General features: G+C 36.5%; 19 protein-coding genes and 2 tRNA genes. 11 read left to right on the forward strand and 10 right to left on the reverse strand.

The features are described 5' to 3' along the window. Window positions 1–40 precede the first annotated feature (40 nt). From LC457_RS19225 to LC457_RS19255, 7 genes are all read right to left on the reverse strand, one after another. Complete coding sequence (locus LC457_RS19225) at window positions 41–2,569, reverse strand: DUF5686 family protein (protein ID WP_223601299.1); 2,529 nt, start codon at window positions 2,567–2,569, stop codon at window positions 41–43. Between the two features lie 278 nt (window positions 2,570–2,847). Continuing rightward, a tRNA-Asn gene (locus tag LC457_RS19230) sits at window positions 2,848–2,921 on the reverse strand. 276 nt (window positions 2,922–3,197) lie between these two features. Beyond that, complete coding sequence (locus tag LC457_RS19235; protein ID WP_223601300.1) at window positions 3,198–4,235, reverse strand: hypothetical protein; 1,038 nt, start codon at window positions 4,233–4,235, stop codon at window positions 3,198–3,200. Between the two features lie 102 nt (window positions 4,236–4,337). Next, a complete protein-coding gene (locus LC457_RS19240) occupies window positions 4,338–7,520 on the reverse strand; it encodes a S41 family peptidase (protein WP_223601301.1) in 3,183 nt (1,060 codons plus the stop codon). Window positions 7,521–7,819: 299 nt separating this feature from the next. Beyond that, window positions 7,820–7,893 (reverse strand) — tRNA-Asn (locus tag LC457_RS19245). An 80-nt stretch (window positions 7,894–7,973) separates the two neighbouring features. Next, window positions 7,974–9,464 (reverse strand): RIP metalloprotease RseP, encoded by a 1,491-nt coding sequence (gene rseP / locus LC457_RS19250; protein WP_223601302.1) that lies wholly within the window; start codon window positions 9,462–9,464, stop codon window positions 7,974–7,976. Between the two features lie 106 nt (window positions 9,465–9,570). After that, window positions 9,571–10,011, reverse strand: a complete 441-nt coding sequence (locus tag LC457_RS19255) for a DUF6646 family protein (RefSeq protein WP_047381880.1) — start codon at window positions 10,009–10,011, stop codon at window positions 9,571–9,573. Window positions 10,012–10,233: 222 nt separating this feature from the next. Here LC457_RS19255 and LC457_RS19260 point away from each other — a divergent pair, with 222 nt between their 5' ends. Then, the gene (locus tag LC457_RS19260) at window positions 10,234–10,986 is read left to right on the forward strand and encodes a nitrilase family protein (protein ID WP_223601303.1); all 753 of its coding nucleotides are present in this window, start codon (window positions 10,234–10,236) and stop codon (window positions 10,984–10,986) included. Window positions 10,987–11,041: 55 nt separating this feature from the next. Here LC457_RS19260 and LC457_RS19265 read toward each other — a convergent pair whose 3' ends face one another. Genes LC457_RS19265 through LC457_RS19275 form a run of 3 tightly spaced genes read right to left on the reverse strand, consistent with a single transcriptional unit; the run spans window position 11,042 to window position 13,146 of the window. Then, on the reverse strand, window positions 11,042–11,341 hold the full coding sequence (locus tag LC457_RS19265) for a co-chaperone YbbN (protein WP_213277426.1): 300 nt from the start codon (window positions 11,339–11,341) through the stop codon (window positions 11,042–11,044). Window positions 11,342–11,354: 13 nt separating this feature from the next. Then, on the reverse strand, window positions 11,355–11,732 hold the full coding sequence (locus LC457_RS19270) for a rhodanese-like domain-containing protein (protein WP_223601304.1): 378 nt from the start codon (window positions 11,730–11,732) through the stop codon (window positions 11,355–11,357). Window positions 11,733–11,736: 4 nt separating this feature from the next. After that, window positions 11,737–13,146, reverse strand: coding sequence for a rhodanese-like domain-containing protein (locus LC457_RS19275; RefSeq protein ID WP_223601305.1), 1,410 nt, complete (start codon window positions 13,144–13,146; stop codon window positions 11,737–11,739). A gap of 341 nt (window positions 13,147–13,487) precedes the next feature. Here LC457_RS19275 and LC457_RS19280 point away from each other — a divergent pair, with 341 nt between their 5' ends. The 10 genes from LC457_RS19280 (at window position 13,488) to LC457_RS19325 (ending at window position 25,357) form a co-directional block, all read left to right on the forward strand. Continuing rightward, the gene (locus LC457_RS19280; protein WP_223601306.1) at window positions 13,488–15,014 is read left to right on the forward strand and encodes a helicase HerA-like domain-containing protein; all 1,527 of its coding nucleotides are present in this window, start codon (window positions 13,488–13,490) and stop codon (window positions 15,012–15,014) included. 147 nt (window positions 15,015–15,161) lie between these two features. Further along, the gene (locus LC457_RS19285; RefSeq protein WP_223601307.1) at window positions 15,162–16,385 is read left to right on the forward strand and encodes a PolC-type DNA polymerase III; all 1,224 of its coding nucleotides are present in this window, start codon (window positions 15,162–15,164) and stop codon (window positions 16,383–16,385) included. Window positions 16,386–16,647: 262 nt separating this feature from the next. Then, complete coding sequence (lysA, locus tag LC457_RS19290; RefSeq protein ID WP_174774481.1) at window positions 16,648–17,850, forward strand: diaminopimelate decarboxylase; 1,203 nt, start codon at window positions 16,648–16,650, stop codon at window positions 17,848–17,850. Window positions 17,851–18,123: 273 nt separating this feature from the next. Beyond that, a complete protein-coding gene (locus LC457_RS19295) occupies window positions 18,124–19,857 on the forward strand; it encodes a thiamine pyrophosphate-dependent enzyme (RefSeq protein ID WP_223601308.1) in 1,734 nt (577 codons plus the stop codon). Between the two features lie 131 nt (window positions 19,858–19,988). Next, entirely contained in the window at window positions 19,989–20,471 is a 483-nt protein-coding gene (locus LC457_RS19300; protein WP_223601309.1) for a hypothetical protein, read from the forward strand. Between the two features lie 17 nt (window positions 20,472–20,488). Then, complete coding sequence (locus tag LC457_RS19305; protein ID WP_223601310.1) at window positions 20,489–21,214, forward strand: energy transducer TonB; 726 nt, start codon at window positions 20,489–20,491, stop codon at window positions 21,212–21,214. An 83-nt stretch (window positions 21,215–21,297) separates the two neighbouring features. Then, a complete protein-coding gene (gene miaB, locus LC457_RS19310; protein WP_223601311.1) occupies window positions 21,298–22,734 on the forward strand; it encodes a tRNA (N6-isopentenyl adenosine(37)-C2)-methylthiotransferase MiaB in 1,437 nt (478 codons plus the stop codon). 9 nt (window positions 22,735–22,743) lie between these two features. Beyond that, the gene (locus LC457_RS19315; protein ID WP_223601312.1) at window positions 22,744–23,262 is read left to right on the forward strand and encodes a hypothetical protein; all 519 of its coding nucleotides are present in this window, start codon (window positions 22,744–22,746) and stop codon (window positions 23,260–23,262) included. Further along, window positions 23,234–24,031 carry a tetratricopeptide repeat protein gene (locus LC457_RS19320; protein WP_223601313.1) on the forward strand — a complete coding sequence of 266 codons (798 nt, stop codon included), beginning with the start codon at window positions 23,234–23,236 and terminating at the stop codon, window positions 24,029–24,031. The genes LC457_RS19315 and LC457_RS19320 overlap by 29 nt, the downstream gene beginning before the upstream one ends. Before the next feature lie 36 nt (window positions 24,032–24,067). Beyond that, the gene (locus LC457_RS19325) at window positions 24,068–25,357 is read left to right on the forward strand and encodes a sigma-54-dependent Fis family transcriptional regulator (protein ID WP_223601314.1); all 1,290 of its coding nucleotides are present in this window, start codon (window positions 24,068–24,070) and stop codon (window positions 25,355–25,357) included. The last annotated feature ends 5 nt before the right edge of the window (window positions 25,358–25,362 follow it).

Consider the following 25,362-nt stretch of genomic DNA (forward strand, 5'->3'; position numbering starts at 1 on the left):
CTTCTTTGAAGCCGCCGAACCTGTTTTATATTATTTCTGTTTAGAATCCTACCTGGAATCCTGCTTTAACACCGAATTTTGAAATATCCGGCCTGTCAAGATAATTTCCTCTCCAGTTGAAATCTACCCTGAAAATTCTAAGGTTTCCGATTCCTATATTTTCAATTCCGAATCCGTATTCATAATAGATATGTTCACTTGGTGCGGAATATCTAAAGCCTTCTACGTTGATTGCCTTTGATGCATCGCTTAATGTTCCATAGGCTCCTCTGATAAACGCAACCTCCCGGAATTTCAGTTTTTTAATCAAAGGAATATAAGAAAGAATTTTACCGTTAAAATGATGCTCAAGCTGAAGAGTTGTATAAGCATCAGTCACGAATTCATAATAATTAAGTTGAGAGAATGTATTCGGTACCAAACCATAGGATAGGTTGGCCGGAATAATATTCTGTAATGCTAAAGGAACTGTACTGAAGTTTTTTCCTGCCTCAAAATTCACTACCAGTTTTCCCATGCTGCCAATCAAAAACGGCTTATAAAGCATGAACTGAAGCTTGTCATAATTGAAGTCAGCATTAAATAAACCTTCAATACCTCTGGTGTATCTTAAAACAATGGTTGGTGCCAGGTTTCGGGCCTGATAGCGGTCAATTCCTGTTTGAGAAAATTTAGCGCCGGGTTTAGCAATTAAGCTGATGGTAACATGTGAGTCATTCACTGTTTGTCTTAGCTGGCCATCTTTGTAATACATCAGGTTGAATTTTTCCGGAATAGCGGATTTGATGCTCTGCATTACTCCATCCACTCTTATCTGAAAGTTTTTCCAGGGTTCAATAGCCGCAAAAACACTTGTTTTGTTTACAGAGCTTAAAGAAATGTTTTCTCCTCTTGCAAAAAAGGTACTGGAAGATGAAGATTGCGGGGTAACACCATCACCTGAGGTAAGCTGCCCTCCAAGCTGAACAATATCTCTGCTGGTTCCTGCTCCAATCATAAAACGGTTAAGCTTATTGAACATATACCGTGCTTCAACACCATATTTAAACTGCTGATCTTTGAAACCATAAGCTGTATAAAACTGAGCTCTCCAGGTATCATTCAATCCGAAATAGGTTCTTGCTCCTAATCTTATTCTGTCTCCTTCTACTTCATTCCTTCCGTAAATAGAGAAGATAGGGCCGATATCTATTCCTTTAAAGGCGTTGTAATATCGTGAACCAAGGGTTTCAAACAGTTTTACCATTCGGTTGAACTTCGGGGTCTGCTGAAGCTGGTCAAGCATGTTATAAACACCCTGTTCAGCTTTAGATAAAGTGTCAGGTCTGGCTTTGGTCCAATATGCGTCGTCTTTATTGGTAAATTTATCCTCGTATTCCTCTTCAGTGCGTTTGAATACTTTTGGATCCAAAGGCTTATTAAACTCATATTCAGAATAATCTACCGATCTTTTGGCTATAATACTTTTGGCTCCTTTCTTTTTTGAAAAAGGGCTCATTTCAAATTCTGTAATCAGTTTTTTAGGAAGAAAAGTGGTTTCATCAGGATTGTCATATTCCACTTGTGTATAGACACTGTTGACGAAATTTACATTGATTTTCTGGGTTGACTTTAATGTTGCTCCTAAAACTGCATAGGTGTCCGTATCTATATAAAGATTTCCCTGAAAGGCAAGGATATCTTTTCTCTTCGGCTGATATCTGATCTGGAAAGCTTTCTCACCACGAATCGTGATGGTGTCCATAAGACTATAGTCATAGGTACTGAATCCATCTGTTCCCACTGGGCTTTGAAATCCAATATCGAAATAGTTCAGCGTATTGTCGTAGATGTTGATATCCCTATATAAGTTTTTAGCTGAAACAGTAATGACCTGATTGTCCTGGAAACCTGACGTTTTTTGAGCGACCAATGTTCTTTTGCTGTCCTTATCCGGTCTGTTTTTACCAAAATTCTCATATACGGCTTCATTTAAAAAGATAGGAAGTCCCAATCTTCCGCTGGCTGTAGAATCAGCATAATCGAAAATGAAATCCAGTTTATTGAAAATCTTTTTCTTCATGAAAGCGCTGTCCAGATTGTTCAGGTCAAATTGGGTCTTTTCGTATTCTTTATACGAATAGGTATCAAATTTTTCTAACCCGTTATTTCTTTTTTGGGCCCATACTTTTTGCATAATGGCGTAAGCAGGGTTTTCTTTTTTATTCTTGTATTTAGTCTTGCCGCTTTGAAGAACGATCTCCTGGATGTCACTTACTTTAGCCTGAGAAAGCTGTACGAAAATATTTTCAGCATTTTCGGGGGTAATATCAAGCGTTTCTGTAGTATAACTTTTTCTGGAAAATTTTAGCTGATGAATGATGCTGTCTGACTGAATAGCGAAGTTACCTGAAGTGGTCGTCAGGGAAGGTGTTTTCTCGTTGTTGATAAAAATATCAACTTTATTGAGTTCTTTATTGCTTTTTTCGTCAACAATCCTGCCGCTGACACGGTTTTGAGCACATACGGAACTGGAGAGTATCAGGAAAAAAAATAAAAGATAGTGTTTTTGGGAGTTATTGTTTAACATCATTCGTTTCTTCAAGCAATTAGCATAAACAAAAAGTATGCAGTTTATTTAAAAAACAGGTAAAAAAATAAAATATTTTTAGTCTACTATATAAAACGACAAATGTAGCGAAAATTATATATGGGTTCATTAAAATTAAATGAGAAATTTTAATGCTTACAGGATAAGAATCAGAGGATTAATAACAAATGAAAAGTTAAAGCGTTGATGCATTATTTCACCGTTCTTTCTTTATGGGTTATAAATGAAAAAGACTTACATTTCTGTAAGTCTTTTTGCTCCTCCTGCTGGGCTCGAACCAGCGACCCTCTGATTAACAGTCAGATGCTCTAACCAACTGAGCTAAGGAGGAATTTCCTTTGTTTAAGGTGCTGCAAATATAATAGGAATATCTGTTCAAAGCAAGTTTTATCCTGAGATCAGGGTGATTTTTAACTAAATGTATTGAATTTCAATAAGAAATATTTTGATTATTTTTTAATTAAGTTCCTAGCAGCCCCAATAAATGCCAGAATAATGCTGCCCCACTTACAAAAAAATGTTGGATTTTTATTTTATGGCTATGCTTTGCAATTTTAAATAAAATGAAAACGACCAACTAGATAAGAAAATTGGATATTATCAAATACTAATCAGATAATTTTTGATTTAATAGTTGATATGGCGTCATATTGTTATCATCAAAAAAATGTTCTTTATAATCAATCTCTAATTTATCCAGTAATCGGAGCATATTGAAGCCTGTAGAATAAAAATAGCGAATAGAATTACTTTTATACATCCACGGCTTATCTTCCAGTTTAAAAGATTTCAATGCTGAAGGATTATAATATTTGTCGATCTTCATGAGTTCCTTATTGATTGGAATATTTTTAAATGCTAGGTATAACTGGTATTCTATATACCTTGCACTGCCTTCCATCTTTTCCATAAATTCTTCCTGAGATGCCAGATCAAATTTTTCAGTCTGATAAAACTTTAATAATCTCTGGCTTCTTTTTGCTTTATATTCTTTAAAGAGTGCTTTTGTTTTCTTGATACTCCGGCTGTCTATGCAGGCTAACAAAATTTCATTTTCTCTCTCTATGCTATCGCTGAACCATGAATAATGATCGTAATATGACTGTAATTTCGTGATACTGACAGTTATTGAATCATTTGCAAACCGGATGAATTCCGGATGACGAAACTGAAACCCATGAAAATACTCGTGTAAGATGGTGGTGGCCCAGGTTTGGGTATCAGGAATATCATCAATGTATTTAGAGGTCGTATCATAATCACTGCAGAGTATAACGGGATAGCGGTACCATAATTTGCTGCGGTCATCATTTTCATATGCGGTCAACATATGAAATGATGTGGTATCCAGGCGTTCTGTTTTTTCTATCGAAAGATTTCCTTTTTTATAAGTTGCTAATGGTTGTCTTTTTAATGTTTTTGAAATAGGGCGGCCTGTTATAAAAGTTTCGGTAGGAGTGAAGTAAGCAATGTCTGCGGTATATTTGGAGGAACCAAATGTGGGCCACGATGTATTTAGATGCTGTTTTAAAGTGTGAAGGTATTGTATACGCTTAATGTCAAGTTTATGATTCTGTGCGTGAAGATTCAACGGAAAAATAAAGAGGCAGCAAAAGATAAGTATTCCGGTTGATGTTCTTTTCATGCTGATTTTTAAGGACTAATATAACAAATATTTAATGAGGAGATTATATCTGAATGAACAAAATGTAAAAAAAAGACCTACATTTCTGTAAGTCTCTTTTTATTATTTTTTCAGATCTTTTAATATTTCCTGAACAGCTCTTTCCAGCTGCGGGTCATTATTCTGAAGTCGATCCATAAACGTGTTTTTAACATAAATGTCTGGTTTTACACCTGTTTTTTCAAGATTTTGTCCGTCTAAAGTATAAGTTCCCCACGAAGGCAGTCTGTAAGAAGATCCGTCTACCAAACCTTTAGCCGAAGTGAAAATAATCCATCGATAGGTATCCTGGCCTATGATTTTACCCAGTTTCAGTGCTTTAAATCCTGCTGCGGTCATTTCGGCATCACTTAATGAAGCTTCATTAATCAACAGTACGATAGGTTTACCGGAAGGAGCAAAGTTAGGCTGTGTCGTCATTTTTCCTTCACGATATTTCCATTGTAAATAAGGTTTCTGAGAAAGGAAATTTAATACCTTATCATGAACATTTCCACCTGTATTGTAACGCAGGTCAAGAATTACAGCGTCTTTTCTGTTTTCCTGTTCCACCATATCAAGAAGGAAGCGGTCCAGCTCATCTGTAGACATATTTTTCATGCAGGAATAAGCAATACGGTTGTTGCTGAGCTTATCAACACGCTGGTGATTGTTGTAAATCCAGTCATCGTAAAGCAATCCTTTTAGTTCACCGTTTGATATTGGGTGTACTTTGGTTGTTACATTTTTACCGTCGCGGTTGAAAGTAAGAACAAGCTCATCCTGTTTTTTGGGACTCGTAAAATAGGCCTCACGGTTTTCATTCGGGTTGATTTTTTTTCCGTTGACAGCAATCAATTGGTCCCCAGGTTTAATATCAACTCCGGAACGGAAAGCCGGTGATTTTCTTACAATACTTTCCACCGTGTAAGGTTGATCTTTTTTGAAGATAACTCCTGTTTCGTTGGTGAAATAGTTCAGGAACATTGCTTCTTCTTTTCCGGTTGAAGAAAACCCGGTGTGAGAAGAGTTAAGCTCTCCTAAAAGATCATTTAATAAAATCCGCAGATCATTTCTGTTGTGTACATACGGAAGATATTTGGCATATTGTTCCTTTTTCGCTTTCCAGTCAATACCATGAAACTTTTCATCATAAAAATTTTCTTCTACACCAGTCCATGCTTCGGCATACATCTGTGTAAATTCTGAAGCCAGATCTTTGTCAAAACTATACTGAATGTTTATTTTCTCAGGTTTTAAAGCCGCTACAGTTGTTTTATAAATGTTTCCTTCGATCAAAGCAAACAGGTTTTTCTCATTTTTAGTAAGATAATACGCTGCTTTATCAAAAACTTTTTCAGATTTGGCAGGCTCAAAATCTGTGAATACTTTTTTGTACAGCTGTCTTTTTCCATTATCCTGATTAGAGTTGAATAACAGAATTTCTTTTTTATCATCAGCGAAAACTGCAGGATCGTCCTGATATCCATATCGGTCGGTAACCAGTTCTATTCTGTCCAGAGTATCTTCAGGGTTTACCTTCAGTTCTTTGATTACCGGTTCTTTTTCTTCCTTCTTCTCCTTTTCTTTGTCTTCTTCTTTTTTTTCTTTCTTGTCTTTATCCTTCGCTTTATCAGAAGATTTTGTTTCCTTTTTTTCTTCAGTAAAGAGACTGTCGAATTTTTCAGATTTAAAAGGTTCGTCAAACCAATCTAAAGCCATGCGGTAAATATTAGACTTCTGCATGCCTAAAGGATAAGATGGGTTGGTTCTGTCGCTGGCAAAATAAATATACTTACCATTGGGTGACCACACTGGATCTTCCTCCGACACGCCAGTATTGGTCAGGTTTAAGGTTTGTCCTTTTTTAATATTATAAATGAAAATATCCAGTTCAAAGTTTCTTTTTGCAGAGAACAGGACGTATTCATTGTTTGGCGAAAAAGATGGTCTTGAGTTTTGGAAAGCCCAGATTTCGTCTTTTACGATCGTTGTAGATTTGAAGCTTTTTAAATCCAATACTCTTACTTCATCTCTTCCGCTTAAATAAACTGCTTTTGAAAGATCGCCGTTGAGCGTTATATTACGATTATTGCGTAAATCTTCCGTTAATTGCTTTGGCTGTCCTTTTCCGTCTGCCTGAATCGTAAACCAGTTTTGGTATCCATTATAGGTCTGACTGTAAAGCAGGGTGCGGTTGTCTTTCAGCCATTTTACTTCCATTGCACGTTCTTTTCCATCAGAGACCTGTTGTGCAAATTTTCCTTCAATATCTGATACAAATAAAACTCCACGGCTTATAAATGCCATTTTTTTACCATCCGGAGAGACATCATAATAAGAAATGTTATTTTCCACATTGAAGTTTTGCTCTTTATCTAATGTTTTATTGGTGTTTAAACTGATATTAAGTGGAGTAGTATTTTTTGAGGCTACATCATAAGTATAAAGCTGATAATCCTTTTCAAAAATAACTTTAGAGCCGTCTGCGGAAACAAAAGGCTTTTTTATAGAAGTATCAAATTGTGTTAAAGCTGTTTTTTTACCATTTTCAAGTTTGTAAAGATTGTATTCTCCGTTATTTTCATCAGAAATAAAGTAAATAATGCCGTTTTTATCTACGCTTGAATTAAAATCTTTCCCTTCATAGTTTGTATACTGTTTGAAGGAATTGCTTTTTGGGCTATATCCTAAAATGTCAGGATTATTTTCTCCTTTGTAACGCTTACGCTGCACCTGATGAGCACTTTCTGAAGAGCTGGTGAAAAGATATTCTCCCGCAGGAGTTTCTACAAGTCCATTGGTATTGTTAAAATAATTATTGAAAAGTTTTTGTGGAGTTTTTCCTTCAATTGTAGTTTTAAAACTGCCGAAATTATTATTTCTGCTTGAGGTAAAATAAATAGTTTTGCTGTCCCATGCCCAGCTTTCCATTTCGTCTCTTCCTGTGTGGAAGGTTAACTGCTTTATAGTTCCTCCTCCCGCAGGCATTACATACACATCATAATTTCCGTATTGGTTAGAACTGAATGCAAGCCATTTTCCATCCGGTGACAATCGGGGATTGATTTCTTCTCCGTCCAGTGCTGTAATTCTTGAAGCGTTTCCGCCATTGGAGTCTGCTTTCCAGATATCGCCGTCATAAGCGAAATACGCTGTTCTTCCATCAGGACTCAATGAGGGACTTGATAAAAAATAAGACTTTTCCTGTGCCGAAATCCCTATAATAGAAAATGCTGTTAATAACGAAATAATAGTTTTCTTCATGGTATAATGGGTATTGATACAATACTATAATGTTGATTTTATTACTCTTTGTTTAGGTAAAGAAATATCCATTTGCTGAGAATTTTAGCACTTTGAATAACTCTAAAAAAGAATAGTCGAATGATTATGGAAATCGTTACATGAAAAATAGCTGGAAAGGTGGATAATATTCAGTGAAGCAGACCAATACTTCATAAAAGTTAATATAAGTTACCGATATCTGTCTTTTCCAGGCTGGATATGTACAATTGTTCAGATTAAGGCATAAAAAAAGACTCACATTTCTGTAAGTCTTTTTGCTCCTCCTGCTGGGCTCGAACCAGCGACCCTCTGATTAACAGTCAGATGCTCTAACCAACTGAGCTAAGGAGGAATGTCCTTTGTTTTAAGTGGTGCAAATATAGGACGAATATTTATACCCTACAAATATTTTTAAGAAAAATTTTAAAAAAATTATAATTTCCCTGTAAATACCTTGAAGATGTCGCTTCCAAAGATCAGTAACATCAATCCTAACAGGAAGATAACCCCGATCATCTGTGCGTTTTCCAATACTTTTTGAGGAACTGGTTTTCCTACAATAATTTCATATAAAGTAAATAAAACGTGTCCGCCATCAAGTCCAGGAATAGGAATAAGGTTCAGGAATGCCAACCATACGGAGAACATTGCTGTAAAGCTCCAGAAAGCAACCCAGTTGATTTTAAAACTTCCATCAGCATCTTTATCTACAGGCATATTTTTTACAATCGCAATAGGACCTCCTACATTTTTATACCCCTGAACTTTAGAGTTGAACATGATTTTGAATTGCTTAACCTGAGTTGTCAATGCTTCAATAGTTCTTGTAAATCCTCTTGGAATAGCCTCTCCAAAAGAGTATTTTTTATTGGTTACGATCGTTTTTGCGATGCTTTTTGTATCAATTGCTACACCCAGTTTTCCGTTTTTATCAACAGAAACGGCTGGTAAAGTCTGTAGAGTTCCGTTTCTTTCAACATCTACAGTAATCGTTTTACCTTTATTTTCGCTTAAAAGAGTGCTTACTTCATCAAAGAATGCTGCTTTTTTACCGTTGATTCCTACAATTTTATCTCCTTTTGCAAGACCTGATGCCTGAGAAGAAGGAGTTGCCAGTGAATCAATCACCATAGAAACTCTTGGAGTGATATACAATTTTGCTTCTCTTTGTTTAAGAACATCTGCAACACCGTCAGCATTTACCGGGAAAGTAACTTCCTGCCCGTTTCTGTTTACAGTAACATGATCTCCTAAAAGAATATTGATTGAAGTGTTTTCAAGTCTTTCTGCAGGTTTTCCATCTACACTGATGATTTTGTCACCATTCTGGAATCCCATTTTCTTTCCGGCAGAAGTAGCTTCAATACCATTGTCGAATTTCGTGATATCCGTATAGGTTTCTCCATTGAAGAAAGAAAGGCAGCTGTAGATCAGCCATGCAAGGAAAAAGTTAACCGTAACTCCTCCCAACATAATAATAAGTCTCTGCCAGGCCGGTTTAGATCTGAATTCCCATGGTTCTGCCGGTTTTTTCATCTGGGCAGTGTCCATACTTTCATCCACCATTCCGGCAATTTTTACATATCCTCCAAAAGGAAGCCATCCGATACCGTATTTGGTTTGTTCAGGGTGTTTTCTCCAGTCGTTATCCGGAAGTTTTGATATATCGATAGGAACTTCTTCCTTCTTTCCGTTTACCTCTATTACTTCAGAATCCGGCAGGTTCTTTGATAAAAACTTATACTGCCATTTTCCGTTGATTTTCTTCATGGAGAATATGGAGAAGTAAGGATCAAAGAACAGGAAAAACTTTTCTGCTCTGGTCTTAAACCATATTGCGGGTAAAAAATGCCCAAGCTCATGAAGAAGCACAAGTATAGAGATGCTCAGAATGAACTGAAAAAGTTTGATTGCTATTTCCATTAATAAATTTTAGATTTTAATTTGCAAAGGTAACAATTATCAAAACTATGCCAAATAAAAAAGCTCCCCGAAACGAGAAGCTTTGTCATATTTAAAGACGATTTGATTATAAATTGAAAGAAACACCCAGACTGCCATTATTACCTACTTCTGCAAATACCCCTATTTTCTCTGTGAAGAAATAACGGGCTCCAATGTGAGCGCCAACTCCGAAGTCTCTTCCAAGAACTCCAAGATCTACACCAGGGTAGATGTCCCATTTTGAAGGCAGGTTCAGTGCTTCCTGTAAATGAAAGTTCAGTCTTCCGAAAACAAAAACACGATTATCCTTATCGTTGTTTTTATAATTGTCAAAATAGCCATTGATCCCGGCTCCTACTGAAATAAGTTTGTTGAGCCCATAGTCATAAGTTCCCGTTACTCCGGTTCCATATCCCCAGGCACTCAGCCCCAGTTGTATTTTCTGATCTCCCTTTCCTGTCCAGGCCTGAGCATTAGCCATAGCCCCAAAAAAGAAGATCGTCACCATAAAAAACAATTTCTTCATAAATTTTAAATTTTTAAGGATAGTAATAAAAAATATCTCTATCAAAAATGAAACCGAAAGAATGACGGTATTGTAAAAAGACGAGACTTTAATAAATTATTAAGAAATATAACTCAGTTTTTGTGGACAAAACTATTTTTTCAACGGTTTAATTCTCCTTTTGTAATCATAAAATCTGTATTTTTATACATCAGATTTGTAATAATTTAAAAAGAATAAAAGATGAAAGTTGTAGGGCTTAATTTAGATATCATCTGGAAAAATAAAGCTGAGAATTTTAAACTCATAGAAAAAGAACTTCAAAATGTGGAAGCGGATCTGTTTCTTCTTCCTGAAATGTTTTCAACAGGCTTCTGTATGGATGCTTCTGAAGTTTCGGACAGAAATAATGAGTCACTGGAGTTTTTGAAAAAGATCTCGAAGGAGAAAAATGCAGCATTCTGCGGAAGTGCTCCGGTAGAACAAAACGGAAACTTTTATAACAGAATGTTTTTTATAAAGCCGGATGGTGAAACATCTTTTTATGATAAAAGACACTTGTTCTCTTTTTCCGGAGAAGATAAAGTCTATACACCCGGAAAAGAAAGAGTAATTGTTGAATATAAAGGAATACGTTTCCTGCTTCAGGTATGTTATGATCTTCGTTTTCCTGTTTTTGCAAGGAATAATGATGATTATGATGCCATTTTATATGTTGCCAACTGGCCTGAGAAAAGGGTAGGAGCATGGGAACACTTATTAAAAGCCAGAGCAATTGAAAACTTATCTTTTGTATTTGGTTTAAACAGAATCGGGACAGATGGAAATGATTTATTTTATCAGGAAAGTTCTCACTGCTTCTTTGGTGACGGAAAAGAAATTTCTGAAAAACAAGGGAATTTGGTCTCTGCAGAATTGAATATGGATGAATTGAAAGATTTTAGAAAACATTTCCAGTTTTTAAATGACCGGGATAGTTTCTCCATTCAATTGTAAATAAAAAATAAAGGCTGAAATTCATTTGAACTTCAGCCTTTATTTTGGTCTTTATCTAAACATATTGTTGGAGAAGATGAGTTAATGTATTCACATCATGCACTCCACTTTCTTTCCATAGCATTTCTCCTTTTTTGAAAATAGCCAGAGTAGGAACTCCACGAACTCCATATTGAGCTGCCAGTGCAGGATATTGGTCTACATCTACCTTTATAATTCTAGCTCCTTCGCCGATATTTTCTTTTACAGTATTTAATACCGAAGACTGTACTTTACAGGGTTGGCACCATGTTGCGAAAAAATCGATCAGTACTGGTCTTTCGGAATCAATGATTTCCTGAAATTTTTGTGACATAGTTTTGGTTTTATTAGTTTGTTTTTTTGGTTGTTTCGTCCTGAATCGCTTTTACATTCTTCCAGCTTGTGCCATCATAGGCTTCCACTCCATTTTTCTTCAGAATTTCCATAGCCTGATCTGCCTGAACTCCTTTATTGCAGAACACAACAACTTTTTTGCCCTTCAGGGTTTCTATGTTGTTTTGAATATCTGCTAATGGAATGTTGATAGCATTTTTTGCCGTTCCTGCAGCATACTGTTCCGGAATTCTGACATCTACCAAGGTTACATCAGAGCTGTTAACTACTTCTTTGATGTTAGCTTTGGGTATGACAGCTGTATGATTTGTTTTACAGGAACTTAGCGTAATAATTACTATTAGAAAAAGTCCCCGAAACTTAATATTCATGATCTTATGATGTTTTGGATTGGCATACAAAATCTGTAGTCGGGAATTTTTCAGTCTTTTTTATACCGTTAAAACCTCCTTCTATTTCAGTAAAGTTTCTGATTCCGTGTGAGTTAAGAATGCTTGCTGCAATCATGCTTCTATATCCGCCTGCACAGTGAAGGAAAAAGTGTTCTGAATCATCAATTGTGCGAGCCCAATCACTGATTGCATCTAATGGCTTGTTGTACGCATTATCAATATGTTCTGCAGAATATTCAGTCAGTTTTCTTACATCAATTACTTTTGCATCTTCTGTAAATTGCTCAGCAAATTCAGATGGGGTAATTCTTTTGATCTCATCAGTTTCCTTACCTGCATTTTTCCAGGCTTCAAAACTTCCTTTCAGATAGCCTACTACATTATCAAAACCAACTCTGCTTAGTCTTGTAATTACCTCTTCTTCAGTTCCTTCATCTGTTACCAATAATAAAGGATGCTTTACATCTACGATAAGGTTTCCTACCCATGGGGCAAAATCACCTTTCAATCCTATGTTGATAGAGTTCGGAACAAATCCTTTATGGAAGTCCGCCGCTCCTCTTGTATCTAAAATTAATGCTCCGGTTTCTTCAGCCAATGCTTCAAAATCTTCTGGTGCTACAGGCTGTAATCCTTTGTTCATTACAACGTCCAGACTTTCATATCCGCCTTTGTTTAATGCGACATTCATTCCGAAATATTTCGGTGGTGCTGTTAAACCGTCAAGAACCTCTCTGATGAAAGATGCTTTGTCTGGTTGATTAAGCGCATAATTGGTCTTCTTTTGGTTTCCTAAAATATCCACCGTTTCTTTCTGCATATTCTTTCCGCACGCAGAACCCGCGCCATGAGCCGGATAAACTGTAATGCTGTCATCCAATGGCATGATTTTGTTCTGAAGACTGTCATACAGAATTCCTGCAAGGTCTTCCTGAGTAAGATTAGTTGCCTTCTGAGCAAGGTCCGGCCTTCCTACATCACCCAAAAACAGGGTGTCACCCGTGAAAATTGCCTTTTCAACACCATTTTCATCGATTAAAAGATAAGTACTGCTTTCCATCGTGTGTCCCGGCGTATGCATTACCTTTATTTTTACTTTTCCGATCTCAAAAATCTGGTTGTCTTCAGCAATAATAGCTTCAAATTCAGGAGCAGCAGTAGGTCCGTATACAATAGGAGCACCTGTTTTTTTGCTTAGATCCAAATGTCCGGATACAAAATCAGCGTGGAAGTGAGTTTCAAAAATATATTTTAAAGTGACATTGTCTTTTTCCAGACGATCCAGATAAGGTTTTACTTCTCTTAAAGGATCTATAATGACAGCTTCATTCTCTGATACAATATAATAGGCACCCTGAGCCAGACAGCCCGTATATATTTGTTCAATTTTCATTGGGTCTTTTTTTAATGAGTTAAAGATACAAAGTATTAGATAAATTCTAAATGAAATGTTAAATCCCATTGATAGTTTCTTTCAATACTTTGTTAAACGAATGTTTAATCCATTGTGTTTTTCAGCAAAAAGAATGCCTTACAACTTATGAATTTGCAAATGCTGTTTTTTATCATGTTCTCCTTAGAAATCATCTATTGTTCACAGATTAATACATATGGTTTGAAATTTGTTTATGCAGATACAAATTTATTTTTCGAAGAAATAAAGATAAGTTCATTGGAAAATATCTTTAAATATTCTCCAAAAATTTTATATTTATAAGTTAAAAAAGCGATCAGATGGCAGACAAAACACAATTTATTGAAGAACTAAATGCAAGATACACTCCAAAAGGAGAACATATTATATTAGGAAAAGGAATGCTGGACGGAGAAGTGGTAACAGAAGTAAACGTAACCATTCCCCTGAAAACAATTAACCGTCATGGTCTTATTGCCGGAGCCACAGGTACCGGTAAAACAAAGACACTGCAGGTGTTTGCAGAACAGCTTTCCCATGCGGGAATTCCATCTTTGGTTCTTGATATTAAAGGAGATTTCTCCGGGATTGCAGAAGCAGGCCAGATGAATCCTGTCATTGAAGAAAGATATGCTAAAACACAGCTTCCTTACAATCCACAGAGTTTTCCCGTAGAACTGATGAGTATTTCCGGTGGTGAGGGTGTAAAATTGAGGGCTACTGTTACAGAATTTGGTCCCGTTTTGCTAAGTAAAATTCTTGAGCTTAATGATACTCAACAAAGCATCATGTCTATCGTTTTCAAATACTGTGATGATAAAGGCCTTCCATTGATTGACCTTAATGATTTGAAGAAAGTCCTGCAGTATGTGACGGATAACGCACAAGGAAAAGCTGAGCTTGCAGCAAATTACGGATCTATTGCGCCAGCATCCTTAGGAACAATTTTAAGATCTATTGTTGCTTTAGAACAGCAGGGAGCAGCAGGATTCTTTGGTGAATTAAGCTTTGATGTTCAGGATTTACTGGAAACAAGAGACGGAAAAGGAGTAGTCAATATTTTAAGAGTATCAGATATTCAGAATAAACCACAGCTTTTCTCAACGTTTATGCTTTCTCTTTTTGCTGAAATTTATATGACGTTTCCGGAAGAAGGAGATAGTGGAAAACCAAAACTAGTATTATTTATTGATGAAGCACACCTGATTTTTGATGAAGCTTCCAAAGCACTTCTTTCGCAGATTGAAACGATGGTAAAACTGATTCGTTCCAAAGGGGTTGGGATCTATTTTATTACCCAGATCCCGGGAGATGTTCCGGAAAACGTGCTTTCTCAATTAGGATTAAAAATCCAGCATGCATTGAGAGGTTTTACAGCAAAAGATAAAAAAGAAATTTCCAAAGCCGTTGAAAACTATCCTACCACAGAATACTACAATGCTTCCAGCCTGATCCAGAATTTAGGAATTGGAGAAGCATTTGTTACCGCTCTGGATGAAAAAGGAATACCTACCCCATTAGTACATACCTATCTGATTTCTCCGGAATCAAGAATGGATGTTCTGAGTGAAGCTGAAATCTCTGATCTAACCGGTAAATCAGCACTTGTTGCAAAATACGAAGAGGCTGTTGACAGAGAATCTGCTTACGAAATGCTAACTAACAGAATGGAGCAGGCAGCACAAAATCCAACTCCTGCACAAAAAACAAGACCTGTGAAAGAAGAACCGGGAATGTTTGAACAGGTATTACAGAGTAAAGCCGGCCGTACTTTTACCAATACATTGATGAGAGAAGGAGCAAAAGCGATTCTCGGGATGTTTGGTCTGGGAGGCAGAAGAAGATAATTTTGAAAGATAACCTGCTATATTTTGATATATTTTTTGTTATTTTAGCAGGTTATCTTACATAACAGTAAAAATAGAACTGGATTTTATCGGGGAATAAAACACAGTTTTAATATCAATGACAAAACAGCAGTTAACACACATTCAATGTATTCAATTATAGATATAGAAAGTAATGGTGCAGGTTATAGAAATGAATGCATTATAGATATTGCCATCTACAGATATGATGGTCAGAAAATTACGGACCAGTTTATATCCCTTGTAAACCCAGAAGGAGATATCACTCCTTTTGTACAGAAATTGACCAGTATTACCCCAAAAATGGTCAAAACTGCTCCGAAATTTCACGAAATTGCCAAAAGAGTCATTGAAATTACTCAAAATACGACCTTGGTAGGCCATAATATCGATTTTGATTACAGAATGCTTCGCCAGTCTTTTAAAAGGCTTGGTTATGACTTTAAAATCAATACTTTAGATACTATTCCTTTAGCGAAGAAATTGATTCCTGATGAGGTAAGTTACTCGCTTGGGAAACTGGTGAAATCTCTGGGAATTCCTTTGACTAATCATCACAGGGCTGAAGGTGATGCAAGAGCTACACTGGAACTTTTTAAACTCCTGATTTCAAAAGATACTGAAAACGAAATCATTCAGAAGCAGCATGATGAGTCTAATGCAAAAACCTATATCAATAAGATCAAAGAGCTTACTCAGGATCTTCCTAATGATAAAGGTTTTGTTTACTTTCAGGATGAAGTAGGCCGTATTATTTTCTCGGATTACGTCCAGGATATCAACAAGTTTTCGAAAAAGGTTTTTAATTCCAAATCGAAGAAATGGGAGAATATTCAAAAAGGGGTTGAGCAGATTAATTTTGAACTTACAGGAACAGATATTATTGCAAAGCTGATTTTGAACTCCAAGAATATTAAAAAGAAAGAAGTATTGCCTTTCGGTCTTTATTTCAGGAATAATAAATATGTTGTTGAAAAAAACACACTCAATAAGACAGAAAAACCGGGCTTAAAATTCAGGTCATTTACCCAGGGAACGAAAGCGGTTCAGTTTATTGGTTTGCAGGAGGAGTTTAATGATTATACAGCGTTGAAGCAGAAAATTGAATTCAGAAAAAGAAATGAACTGTGGCTGGGGCCGGGAAGAAAATTGGGTGAAAAATTATTTTTAATCATCGAAAACGGAAAAGTAATTTCATTTGGTTTTTATGAGCTGTTCACGCAGATTCAGACTCTCAGTAAGCTGGCTAAATTAAAAATTGATCTTCCGTTATCTTCTGCAGATTTGAATAATGAATTACAGCTGGCACTGCTTCGAGGCGACTTTGAGACGCTGCCGTTGCCAAAATAACAGAGAAATTTAAGCTTTACCCATTTTATCGGAAAGAAGGTACGTTTCAAATCAATTTTCGTAAAATAAAAAATAAATAGTATTTTTGCAAAAAATAAATAGTAGCAATGCAAAATTTTAAACAAATAAAAACTGGAAAAAAGGGAGCTGTAAAGTTCTCTAAGGTTTGGAATATTTAAAAGAGTTGTCTTGCATAAAAAATAATCAATGTGGCAGACTCTTTTTTCGAAGGATCTGCCTTTTTTTATGTTAAAATGAAATTATGAATTCAAAAGAATTACTAAAGATTGCCAATGAGTTTGGCACACCGGTGTATGTTTATGATGCGGAGTCCATCAAAGTTCAATACGAAAAACTTACATCTTCTTTTTTAAAACATACAAAGTTTTTCTATGCTGCGAAGGCATTGACGAATATCAATATCCTTAAGTATGTCAAGAATCTGGGTGCTTCTTTGGATTGTGTATCTATTAATGAAGTTAAACTTGGATTAAAAGCAGGATTTTCAAAAGAAAAAATATTGTTTACTCCAAATTGTGTTGACTTGGCTGAAATAGAGGAAGCAATGACTTTTGGTGTTCATATAAACATTGATAACATTTCTATTCTTGAGCAATTCGGGAACAAATATGGAAATACCTATCCTATTTTAGTAAGAATAAACCCGCATATTTTTGCCGGAGGTAACTATAAAATTTCAACAGGGCATATCGATAGTAAATTCGGGATTTCCATTCACCAGGTTCGTCACATTGAAAGAGTGATGAAAAGTACAAACCTGAATGTGGAAGGACTTCATATGCATACAGGAAGTGAGATCAAAGATCCGGATGTATTTTTGCAGGCTTTGGAAATCATGTTAGAGCTTTCTGAACATTTCCCGAATCTGAAATATCTGGATATGGGAAGTGGTTTCAAAATCCCTTATCAGGATAGTGAGGAAGAAACTGATGTAAGAACATTAGGAAAAAAAGTAGAAAAAGTAATTTCTGAATTTTCAAAATCTACAGGAAAGAAATTCGAACTATGGTTTGAGCCAGGGAAATTCTTAGTTGGGAAAAGCGGATATTTATTAGTTAAAGCCAATGTAATAAAGCAGACAACGGCTACTGTTTTTGTGGGAGTGAATTCCGGATTCAACCACCTTATCCGTCCGATGTTCTACGACTCTTACCACATGATTGAAAACTTATCCAATCCAAAAGGGGCAGAAAGAATTTATACCGTAGTAGGGAACATCTGTGAAACAGATACTTTTGCCTGGGACAGAAAACTGAACGAAGTGAGAGAAGGAGATATTCTTGCTTTCCATAATGCAGGAGCTTATGGTTTTGAAATGAGTTCAAACTTCAACTCAAGATTAAAACCTGCAGAAGTATTATTCCTGGATGGGAAAGCCCACCTGATCCGTAAAAGAGATGAGTTTGAAGACCTACTGAGAAATCAGATCGAAGTCGTGATGTAAACTTAGATGATAATATATGAACAGCTGCCTTTTTGGGTGGCTGTTTTTGTTTTGAGATTAGTATGCTTGGTTATTATTGATGGATAAAGCCTTATGTATTTCTAAAACTTATGGGCTTAAATAGTAAAAAACTCAGAGTTAAATTACAAATTTTTAACATTGAAGCCGGGTGAAAGTTCCAATTTTATTAGCTAAATTTGATAGACATAGGGTTGTTGATATCCATCTCTGGCCCTGTTCTTCACCAAAAAATAATACCAAAACATAACAATTATGGCAAAAAATATTGCAGAGCAAATTGTTGAAATGCTCGAAAATGCCAATGTGAAAAGAATTTATGCAGTAACCGGCGACAGTCTCAACCATCTGAATATTGCCGTCAAAAAAAGCAGTATTCAATGGATTCATGTAAGACACGAAGAAGTAGGAGCTTATGCAGCTGCTGCAGAGGCGGAACTGGATGGCTTAGCAGTATGTGCGGGAAGTTGCGGTCCGGGACACGTTCACCTTATTAACGGAGTATATGAAGCGCACAGGTCTCATGTTCCTATGCTGGTGATTGCTTCCACAATTCCCAGTGATGAAATGGGAATGGATTACTTCCAGGAAACCAATACGATAAAACTGTTTGATGACTGCAGTTACTATAACCAAATGATTACCCGCCCTGAACAGGTGCAGAGAACCGTTCAAACAGCTATTCAGCATGCAATTTCCAAGAAAGGAGTTGCTGTGATAGGCCTTCCGGGAGATGTTTCCGAACTGGATGCAGAAGAAGGTTCTACTTCCACCCAGATCTTTAAAACCAATCCTGTTGTAAGACCTTCAGATGATGAGTTGAAGCAATTGGCAGCATTGGTAAATAACAGCAAAAAAGTAACATTATACTGTGGCGTCGGAGCAGGTGAAGCAAGTAAAGAAGTTATAGAATTATCTAAACTTTTAAAAGCACCTGTAGGATATTCTTTCCGGGGGAAAATGGCCATTCAGCCTAATAATCCTAATGAAGTGGGATTGACCGGGCTGCTGGGATTTCCTTCAGCGTATCATGCAATGCACGAAGCAGATCTGGTTCTTCTTTTAGGAACGGATTTCCCGTATCAGAAATTTATGCCGGTAAAAAATAAAATTGTACAGATAGATGAAAGTCCGGAAAGATTGGGAAGAAGAGCAAAACTGGAATTAGGTCTTGCAGGAGATATCAAAGAAACAATAAAAGCATTACTCCCTTTATTAGAAGAAAAGACAGATGTTCACTTCCTGAATGAGCAGTTGGCGTTTTATGATAAAGTAAAAGAAAATCAGTTGGAATATGTAAAAGATTCTGGAAAAGAGAATGCCATCCAGCCGGAATATGTAGCCCATACTTTAGATAAGCTTGCCCAAAAAGATGCCATTTTTACTGTTGATACCGGAATGTGTTGCGTATGGGGAGCCCGGTTTATCACAGGAACCGGGGAAAGAAAAATGCTTGGCTCTTTTAATCATGGATCAATGGCCAATGCTATGCCGATGGCAATCGGAGCTGCTTTAGCCCATCCTGAAAAAGAAGTTATCGCCATGTGTGGAGATGGAGGGTTATCTATGCTGTTGGGAGATATGGCGACTATTTTTCAGTATAAACTACCGGTTAAATTAATTGTTTTCAACAACAGAACGCTGGGAATGGTGAAGCTTGAAATGGAAGTCGGTGGAATGCCCGATAATGAAACAGATATGATCAATCCCGACTTTGCTATGGTAGCCCATGCCATGGGATATCCAGGTAAAAATGTACATCTTCCTGAAGAAGTGGAAAGCGCAATCAAAGAATGCTTAGATCACAACGGACCTTATCTTCTGAACATCTTTACTAATCCTAATGCACTTGCTCTTCCTCCTAAAATTGAGTTTGATCAAATCATGGGAATGACCAAATCTATGGCTCAACTGATGCTTGGCGGTAAAATGGATGAGGTTTTTGAAACAGTAAAGACGAATTATAAACACATCAAAGGCCTGCTCTAAGAAGAAATAAATAATTGGAAAGTTGCCTGAGATTCAGAACCTATAGATAAAACTTCATGCTTTGCTTGAAGTTTTTCTTTTTTATAAATGAGCTAAATATTTACCTTTGCTTATTATTAGGAAACAAAATTATGAGAACGGTACTTTTATTTTTGGCTTTGTGTGCAGGTACTTTTTTATTTGCACAAGATCAGGAAGAACGGGATGATTCCTTCATAAGAGATAATAATAAAACCCTTTTAAAAATAGATATTAAAGAACCTTTTATGCAGGTTGCCGTGAAATGTAATGATTTTAAACCGGCAGCTTATGAAGGTGGGGTTTCAGCTTACAAAGACATCCTGAACAAGTATATGTATGCTTATCTCAATTCGGATTTCTATGCGCTGACGGGAGATTTTGCATTTACTTTGGTGCTTGATGCCAAAGGAAAAGTTGTGGATGTGAAAGGAATGCCTAAGGTACAGAACAGCGAAGTTTTTTTTGATGACATGCAGTATGTCGTAAGAAGAATAAAGAAAAACTGGACGCCGGCGTCTTGTGGCGGGCAACCTGTAGCTTCACAGATTAAAGTTAAAATGAACTTCTCTTCAATGTCAGCTGATATTGATTAAATAATTTAAACACAATAATGAAAAAGACTTTTATTATGTTTTTTCTGGCTTTTGTCTCTCTGTATAAAGCGCAGATACTTGATGAATATCCGGAGAAACAAATCTTTTATGAAGGAGGAATGGTTAATTTTTACAAAGATGTTCATGAATTTCTTATCAATAGTAAATTGAAGGAATGTGATGGCAAAGAAATTTATCAACCTAGAATTATCATCACCGAAAAATCTGAAGTTAAATTTATTAAAGATCAGGATACGGCTAATATTGCCAGGAACAAATGTGCATATGACCTTTCCAGAGAAGTTCTTAAGAATCTTAAAAAATGGAAGCCGGCTGAAGCAAAAGGCTGGAAAATAGGAGCTATTACCGAGTTTATTTTATATCCAAAAGATGTAATGAGCAATTACCAGCCGGGTTATGATGCCAATAAATTTGTAGCGCACACCAAATACCCTGAAGGGTCGAAAGCTTTTCATACCTTATTTCATGATAATTTTATGACGATTTTTTCAGATTATCAGCTTAACGGGAAAGTAAATCTGGAGTTTTATATCAGTAAAGACGGGCATATTATTAATCCCAGAATTTATCCTGAAGTTGATAATAAAAATTTCAATATTGATTTTATGCGAACTCTTGCAAGGATGAAAAAGATCTGGATACCAGCTTTCTATAAAGATATTCCAATCGTTGAGAGGATTTCATTTCCGGTACAGTTTTCAATAACATTTACTGAAAGATAATCCTGACAATCTGTCACAATATTTTGTATCTTTGCAAACTTATTTGTTCGTAATTTAAAATTGCGGACCTTAAATTGATTGTCGTGCAGGAAAAATATATAGACGAAACGAAACAGGGCGAAGCTTTTGCCATTGCTGAAAGACCGGAAAATTCTAAAAAACTGTTTTTAGAAAGCTATGGCTGTCAGATGAATTTCTCTGACTCTGAAATTGTTGCATCCATCCTTAATGAACAGGGATACAATACAACAATGAAAGTAGAAGAAGCAGACCTGATTCTTCTAAATACATGTTCCATCCGGGAAAAAGCAGAACAGACCGTGAGAATGCGTCTTTCCCAGTTCAAAAACCTGAAAAAAGAAAAACCGAATATGACAGTGGGTGTTTTAGGTTGTATGGCGGAAAGATTAAAAACCAAATTCTTAGAAGAAGAACAACTGGTTGATCTGGTTGTAGGTCCGGATGCGTATAGAGATCTACCTAATCTTTTAAAAGAAACTGATGATGGAAGAGATGCAATTAATGTGATCCTTTCCAAAGAAGAAACCTATGCAGATATCAATCCCGTTCGTTTAGGCGGAAACGGTGTTACCGCTTTTGTTACCATTACCAGAGGGTGTGATAACATGTGTACATTCTGCGTAGTTCCTTTTACCAGAGGAAGAGAAAGAAGCCGAGATCCGCACTCTATTATAGATGAATGTAAAGATCTTGCCAACAACGGATATAAAGAAATTACCCTTTTAGGACAAAATGTAGACTCTTATCTTTGGTATGGAGGAGGTCCTAAAAAAGATTTTGCCAAAGCTTCTGAAATGCAGAAAGCAACAGCCGTTAATTTTGCCCAGCTTCTTGATTTGGTGGCTAAAGCCGTTCCGGAATTAAGAATCAGATTCTCCACTTCAAATCCGCAGGATATGAGTCTGGATGTATTTAAAATGATGGCAAAACACAATAACATCTGTAAATATGTACACCTTCCTGTACAAAGTGGAAGCAATAATATGCTGGAAGCAATGAACAGACAGCATACCCGTGAAGAATATCTTGATCTGATTAAAAAAGCGAAAGAAATTGTTCCGGAAGTTGCCTTTTCTCAGGATATGATTGTTGGATTCTGTAATGAATCAGAAGAAGACCACCAGGATACCTTAAGCCTGATGAGAGAAGTGGAATACGACTATGGTTATATGTTTGCTTACTCAGAAAGACCGGGAACTCCAGCTCACAAGAAAATGGAAGACAATATTCCTGCCGATGTGAAACAGAGACGTCTTGCTGAGGTTATTGCACTTCAGGGAGAGCTTTCAAAACAAAGAATGAAATCCTATGTAGGAAGAATGCATCAGATTCTGATTGAAGGAATTTCCAAAAAGAATAAAAACCAATGGAAAGGAAGAAACTCTCAAAATGCCGTATGTGTCTTTGATCAGCTTGAAGGACAGAAAATAGGTGACATTGTGAACGTTTTTGTCTATGACAATACACAAGGCACACTTTTAGGGAGAACAGCGGAATAACAGTAAGTTGTGATCAAAGCAGTCTATCTTTTTGCAATGCTTTCCTTTGCTCTGGTATCCTGTCAGACAGAAAAGACAGCAAAAAAGTATCCGAATACTGTAGGTGATATTGAATTTGATGAAAAGCTGGATGATGCTGGTTTTAAGAAATGTGGTTCGGAAAAATGGGGACATTTCAGCTTTCAATACTATCAGGGTTCAAAGGAATTTAGCTACAAAGGAGAGAAGATTGCGATCGTAGAAAAACTTAAAAAAGAAAATATATATTCTGAAAATAAGATCGACGGTTATATTACCGTAAGATTTTTAGTAAATTGTGAAGGAAAGACAGGACTGTTCAGATTACAGCATATGAGTCCGGATCTGAAAGAAACTGTACTTGATGAAGAATTGGAAAATAGATTGCTGCAGTTTACAAAATCACTCGATGGCTGGATGCCGAAAGAGATAAAAGGTTTAAAAGTAGATTATTATCAGTATTTAACCTATAAAATTGAAAATGGAAAAGTTTCAGAGGTATTACCTTAGCTTTTTGTTGCTTATCGTTTACACCAATACTATTGCACAGGTCAACTGTAATGCAGTAGAGGGTGAGAACTGCAAAAAAGCGTGTGAGTTATACAACTGGGCTTCAGATTTACAAGGTTTCGCAGAATCTCAGGAAGGCTTTGATAAAGCTATTGAGCTGTGTCCTGATTTCTCCCTTGCTTACATGGAAAAAGCAGTTCCATATCTTAAGAACGGAGATTTCGTAACCTGGAAAATTTTAATTGATAAAGCCGTTGCTTTAGATCCTCAAATGCACCTTGGATACAGAGGCTGGACAAAGTTTCAGTTTCTAAGAGATTATAAAGGTGCTATTCAGGATTTAGACCAGCTAAAAAAATATTATCCCGGAGACTTAGGAAGGTCTCAGAACGGAGACTATAATCTGGATGTAGTAAGAGCTATGTCCTACAGTGCGTTAGGACAGAAAGAAAAAGCGGCTGGGATTATAGAAAAGCTTCTGGCAGCCAGAGGTTATGTGAAGGGAATGTTTGACCATTACCAGTTGGGAGTGACTTACTTCGAGCTGGGAAGGTATGATAAAGCCCTGGAAAATTTTGAAAAACAAAGCAAAGAATACAACTTTGCCGAGAATATATACTTTAAAAGTAAAGTTTCTAAGATCAGAAACAAAGATTATTTAGATTTAAAAATGTTAGCCCTGCAAACGTATGATGAAGGAAAGACTTTGAAAGATGTCTACACTCATCATTTTAACAAAGTCTACAGAAAAGAGATTGAAGAGCTGTAGAAGATTAACATTAAATCAATAATCAAAAATTTACTTATGAGCAACGAGCTACAAAACATAAAAAACCGTTTCGGAATTATCGGAAACTTTCCCGCACTCAACCGGGCACTGGAAAAATCTATTCAGGTTGCCCCTACAGATATTTCTGTACTGGTAATAGGGGAAAGTGGGGTTGGAAAAGAGTTTATTCCAAAAATTATCCATTCAGAATCCAAAAGAAAACATCAGCCTTATATTGTAGTAAACTGTGGAGCAATTCCGGAAGGAACCATAGATTCTGAGCTGTTCGGTCACGAAAAAGGAGCTTTTACAGGAGCTACAGCTACAAGAAAAGGGTATTTTGAAGTAGCAGACGGAGGAACCATCTTTTTGGATGAGGTAGGAGAGCTTCCGCTGCAGACCCAGGTTCGTCTTTTAAGAGTACTGGAAAGTGGTGAATTTATGAAAGTGGGTTCTTCACAGGTGCAGAAAACCAACGTAAGAATTGTAGCGGCTACCAACGTTAATATGATGAAAGCGATCCATGACGGAAGATTTCGTGAGGATTTATATTACCGTCTGAATACCGTTCAGATCGATATGCCGCCTTTGAGAGAAAGAAAAGGAGACATTCATTTGCTGTTCAGAAAGTTTGCAATAGACTTTGCAGAAAAATACAGAATGCCGGAGCTGGAGCTGGAGCAGAGTGCTGTTCATTACATAGAAAGTTATTCTTTCCCCGGTAACGTCCGCCAATTAAGAAATCTGGTAGAGCAGATGACCGTTGTGGAAAGAAACAGAAATATAACTGCTGAGAAACTGGCCGAGTATATTCCGATGGAAACCCACCTTCCAATGGTAGTGAATACTCAGAATACTCCTAAGCAAAACGATTTTGGAAGTGAAAGAGAAATCATGTATAAAATTCTATTCGATATGAGGAATGATATTAATGATTTAAAATCCTTAACTTCGGAATTGATTAAGAACAGGGGAACAGCAGATCTGAGCAACCACGAGAAAAATCTGATCAACAGGATTTATACCCCTGAGACTCAACCTCAGGTAAATCCCGGGTCTTTAGTCTATTTTGACAATCATAATGATGCGCCTGTAGTTCAGAATCCTACGATTATCTCAACTCCGGATGACAGTTATGAAGATATTGAAGATATTGAAATTGAAGAAAACAGACCAGAGTCACTTTCTCTTCAAAATAACGAAAAGGATTTGATTATCAAAGCATTGGAGAAGCATAAGGGACGTAGAAACAGAGCCGCAGATGAATTGGGAATCTCACAAAGAACTTTATACAGAAAAATAAAACAATATAATCTGGAAGATTAGCACAA

This window comes from Chryseobacterium sp. GVT01B (assembly GCF_019970045.1).
Classification (GTDB): Bacteria; Bacteroidota; Bacteroidia; order Flavobacteriales; family Weeksellaceae; genus Chryseobacterium.

Coding starts and splice junctions, on each gene's coding strand:
- LC457_RS19285 (WP_223601307.1), top strand. CDS start 15,162: ATGTATTCAATTATAGATATAGAAAGTAATGGTGCAGGTTATAGAAAT.
- rseP (WP_223601302.1), bottom strand. CDS start 9,464: ATGGAAATAGCAATCAAACTTTTTCAGTTCATTCTGAGCATCTCTATA.
- LC457_RS19225 (WP_223601299.1), bottom strand. CDS start 2,569: ATGTTAAACAATAACTCCCAAAAACACTATCTTTTATTTTTTTTCCTG.
- LC457_RS19255 (WP_047381880.1), bottom strand. CDS start 10,011: ATGAAGAAATTGTTTTTTATGGTGACGATCTTCTTTTTTGGGGCTATG.
- LC457_RS19300 (WP_223601309.1), top strand. CDS start 19,989: ATGAGAACGGTACTTTTATTTTTGGCTTTGTGTGCAGGTACTTTTTTA.
- lysA (WP_174774481.1), top strand. CDS start 16,648: ATGAATTCAAAAGAATTACTAAAGATTGCCAATGAGTTTGGCACACCG.
- LC457_RS19235 (WP_223601300.1), bottom strand. CDS start 4,235: ATGAAAAGAACATCAACCGGAATACTTATCTTTTGCTGCCTCTTTATT.
- LC457_RS19320 (WP_223601313.1), top strand. CDS start 23,234: ATGGAAAAGTTTCAGAGGTATTACCTTAGCTTTTTGTTGCTTATCGTT.
- LC457_RS19295 (WP_223601308.1), top strand. CDS start 18,124: ATGGCAAAAAATATTGCAGAGCAAATTGTTGAAATGCTCGAAAATGCC.
- LC457_RS19240 (WP_223601301.1), bottom strand. CDS start 7,520: ATGAAGAAAACTATTATTTCGTTATTAACAGCATTTTCTATTATAGGG.
- LC457_RS19280 (WP_223601306.1), top strand. CDS start 13,488: ATGGCAGACAAAACACAATTTATTGAAGAACTAAATGCAAGATACACT.
- LC457_RS19270 (WP_223601304.1), bottom strand. CDS start 11,732: ATGAATATTAAGTTTCGGGGACTTTTTCTAATAGTAATTATTACGCTA.
- LC457_RS19275 (WP_223601305.1), bottom strand. CDS start 13,146: ATGAAAATTGAACAAATATATACGGGCTGTCTGGCTCAGGGTGCCTAT.
- LC457_RS19265 (WP_213277426.1), bottom strand. CDS start 11,341: ATGTCACAAAAATTTCAGGAAATCATTGATTCCGAAAGACCAGTACTG.
- LC457_RS19325 (WP_223601314.1), top strand. CDS start 24,068: ATGAGCAACGAGCTACAAAACATAAAAAACCGTTTCGGAATTATCGGA.
- LC457_RS19305 (WP_223601310.1), top strand. CDS start 20,489: ATGAAAAAGACTTTTATTATGTTTTTTCTGGCTTTTGTCTCTCTGTAT.
- LC457_RS19260 (WP_223601303.1), top strand. CDS start 10,234: ATGAAAGTTGTAGGGCTTAATTTAGATATCATCTGGAAAAATAAAGCT.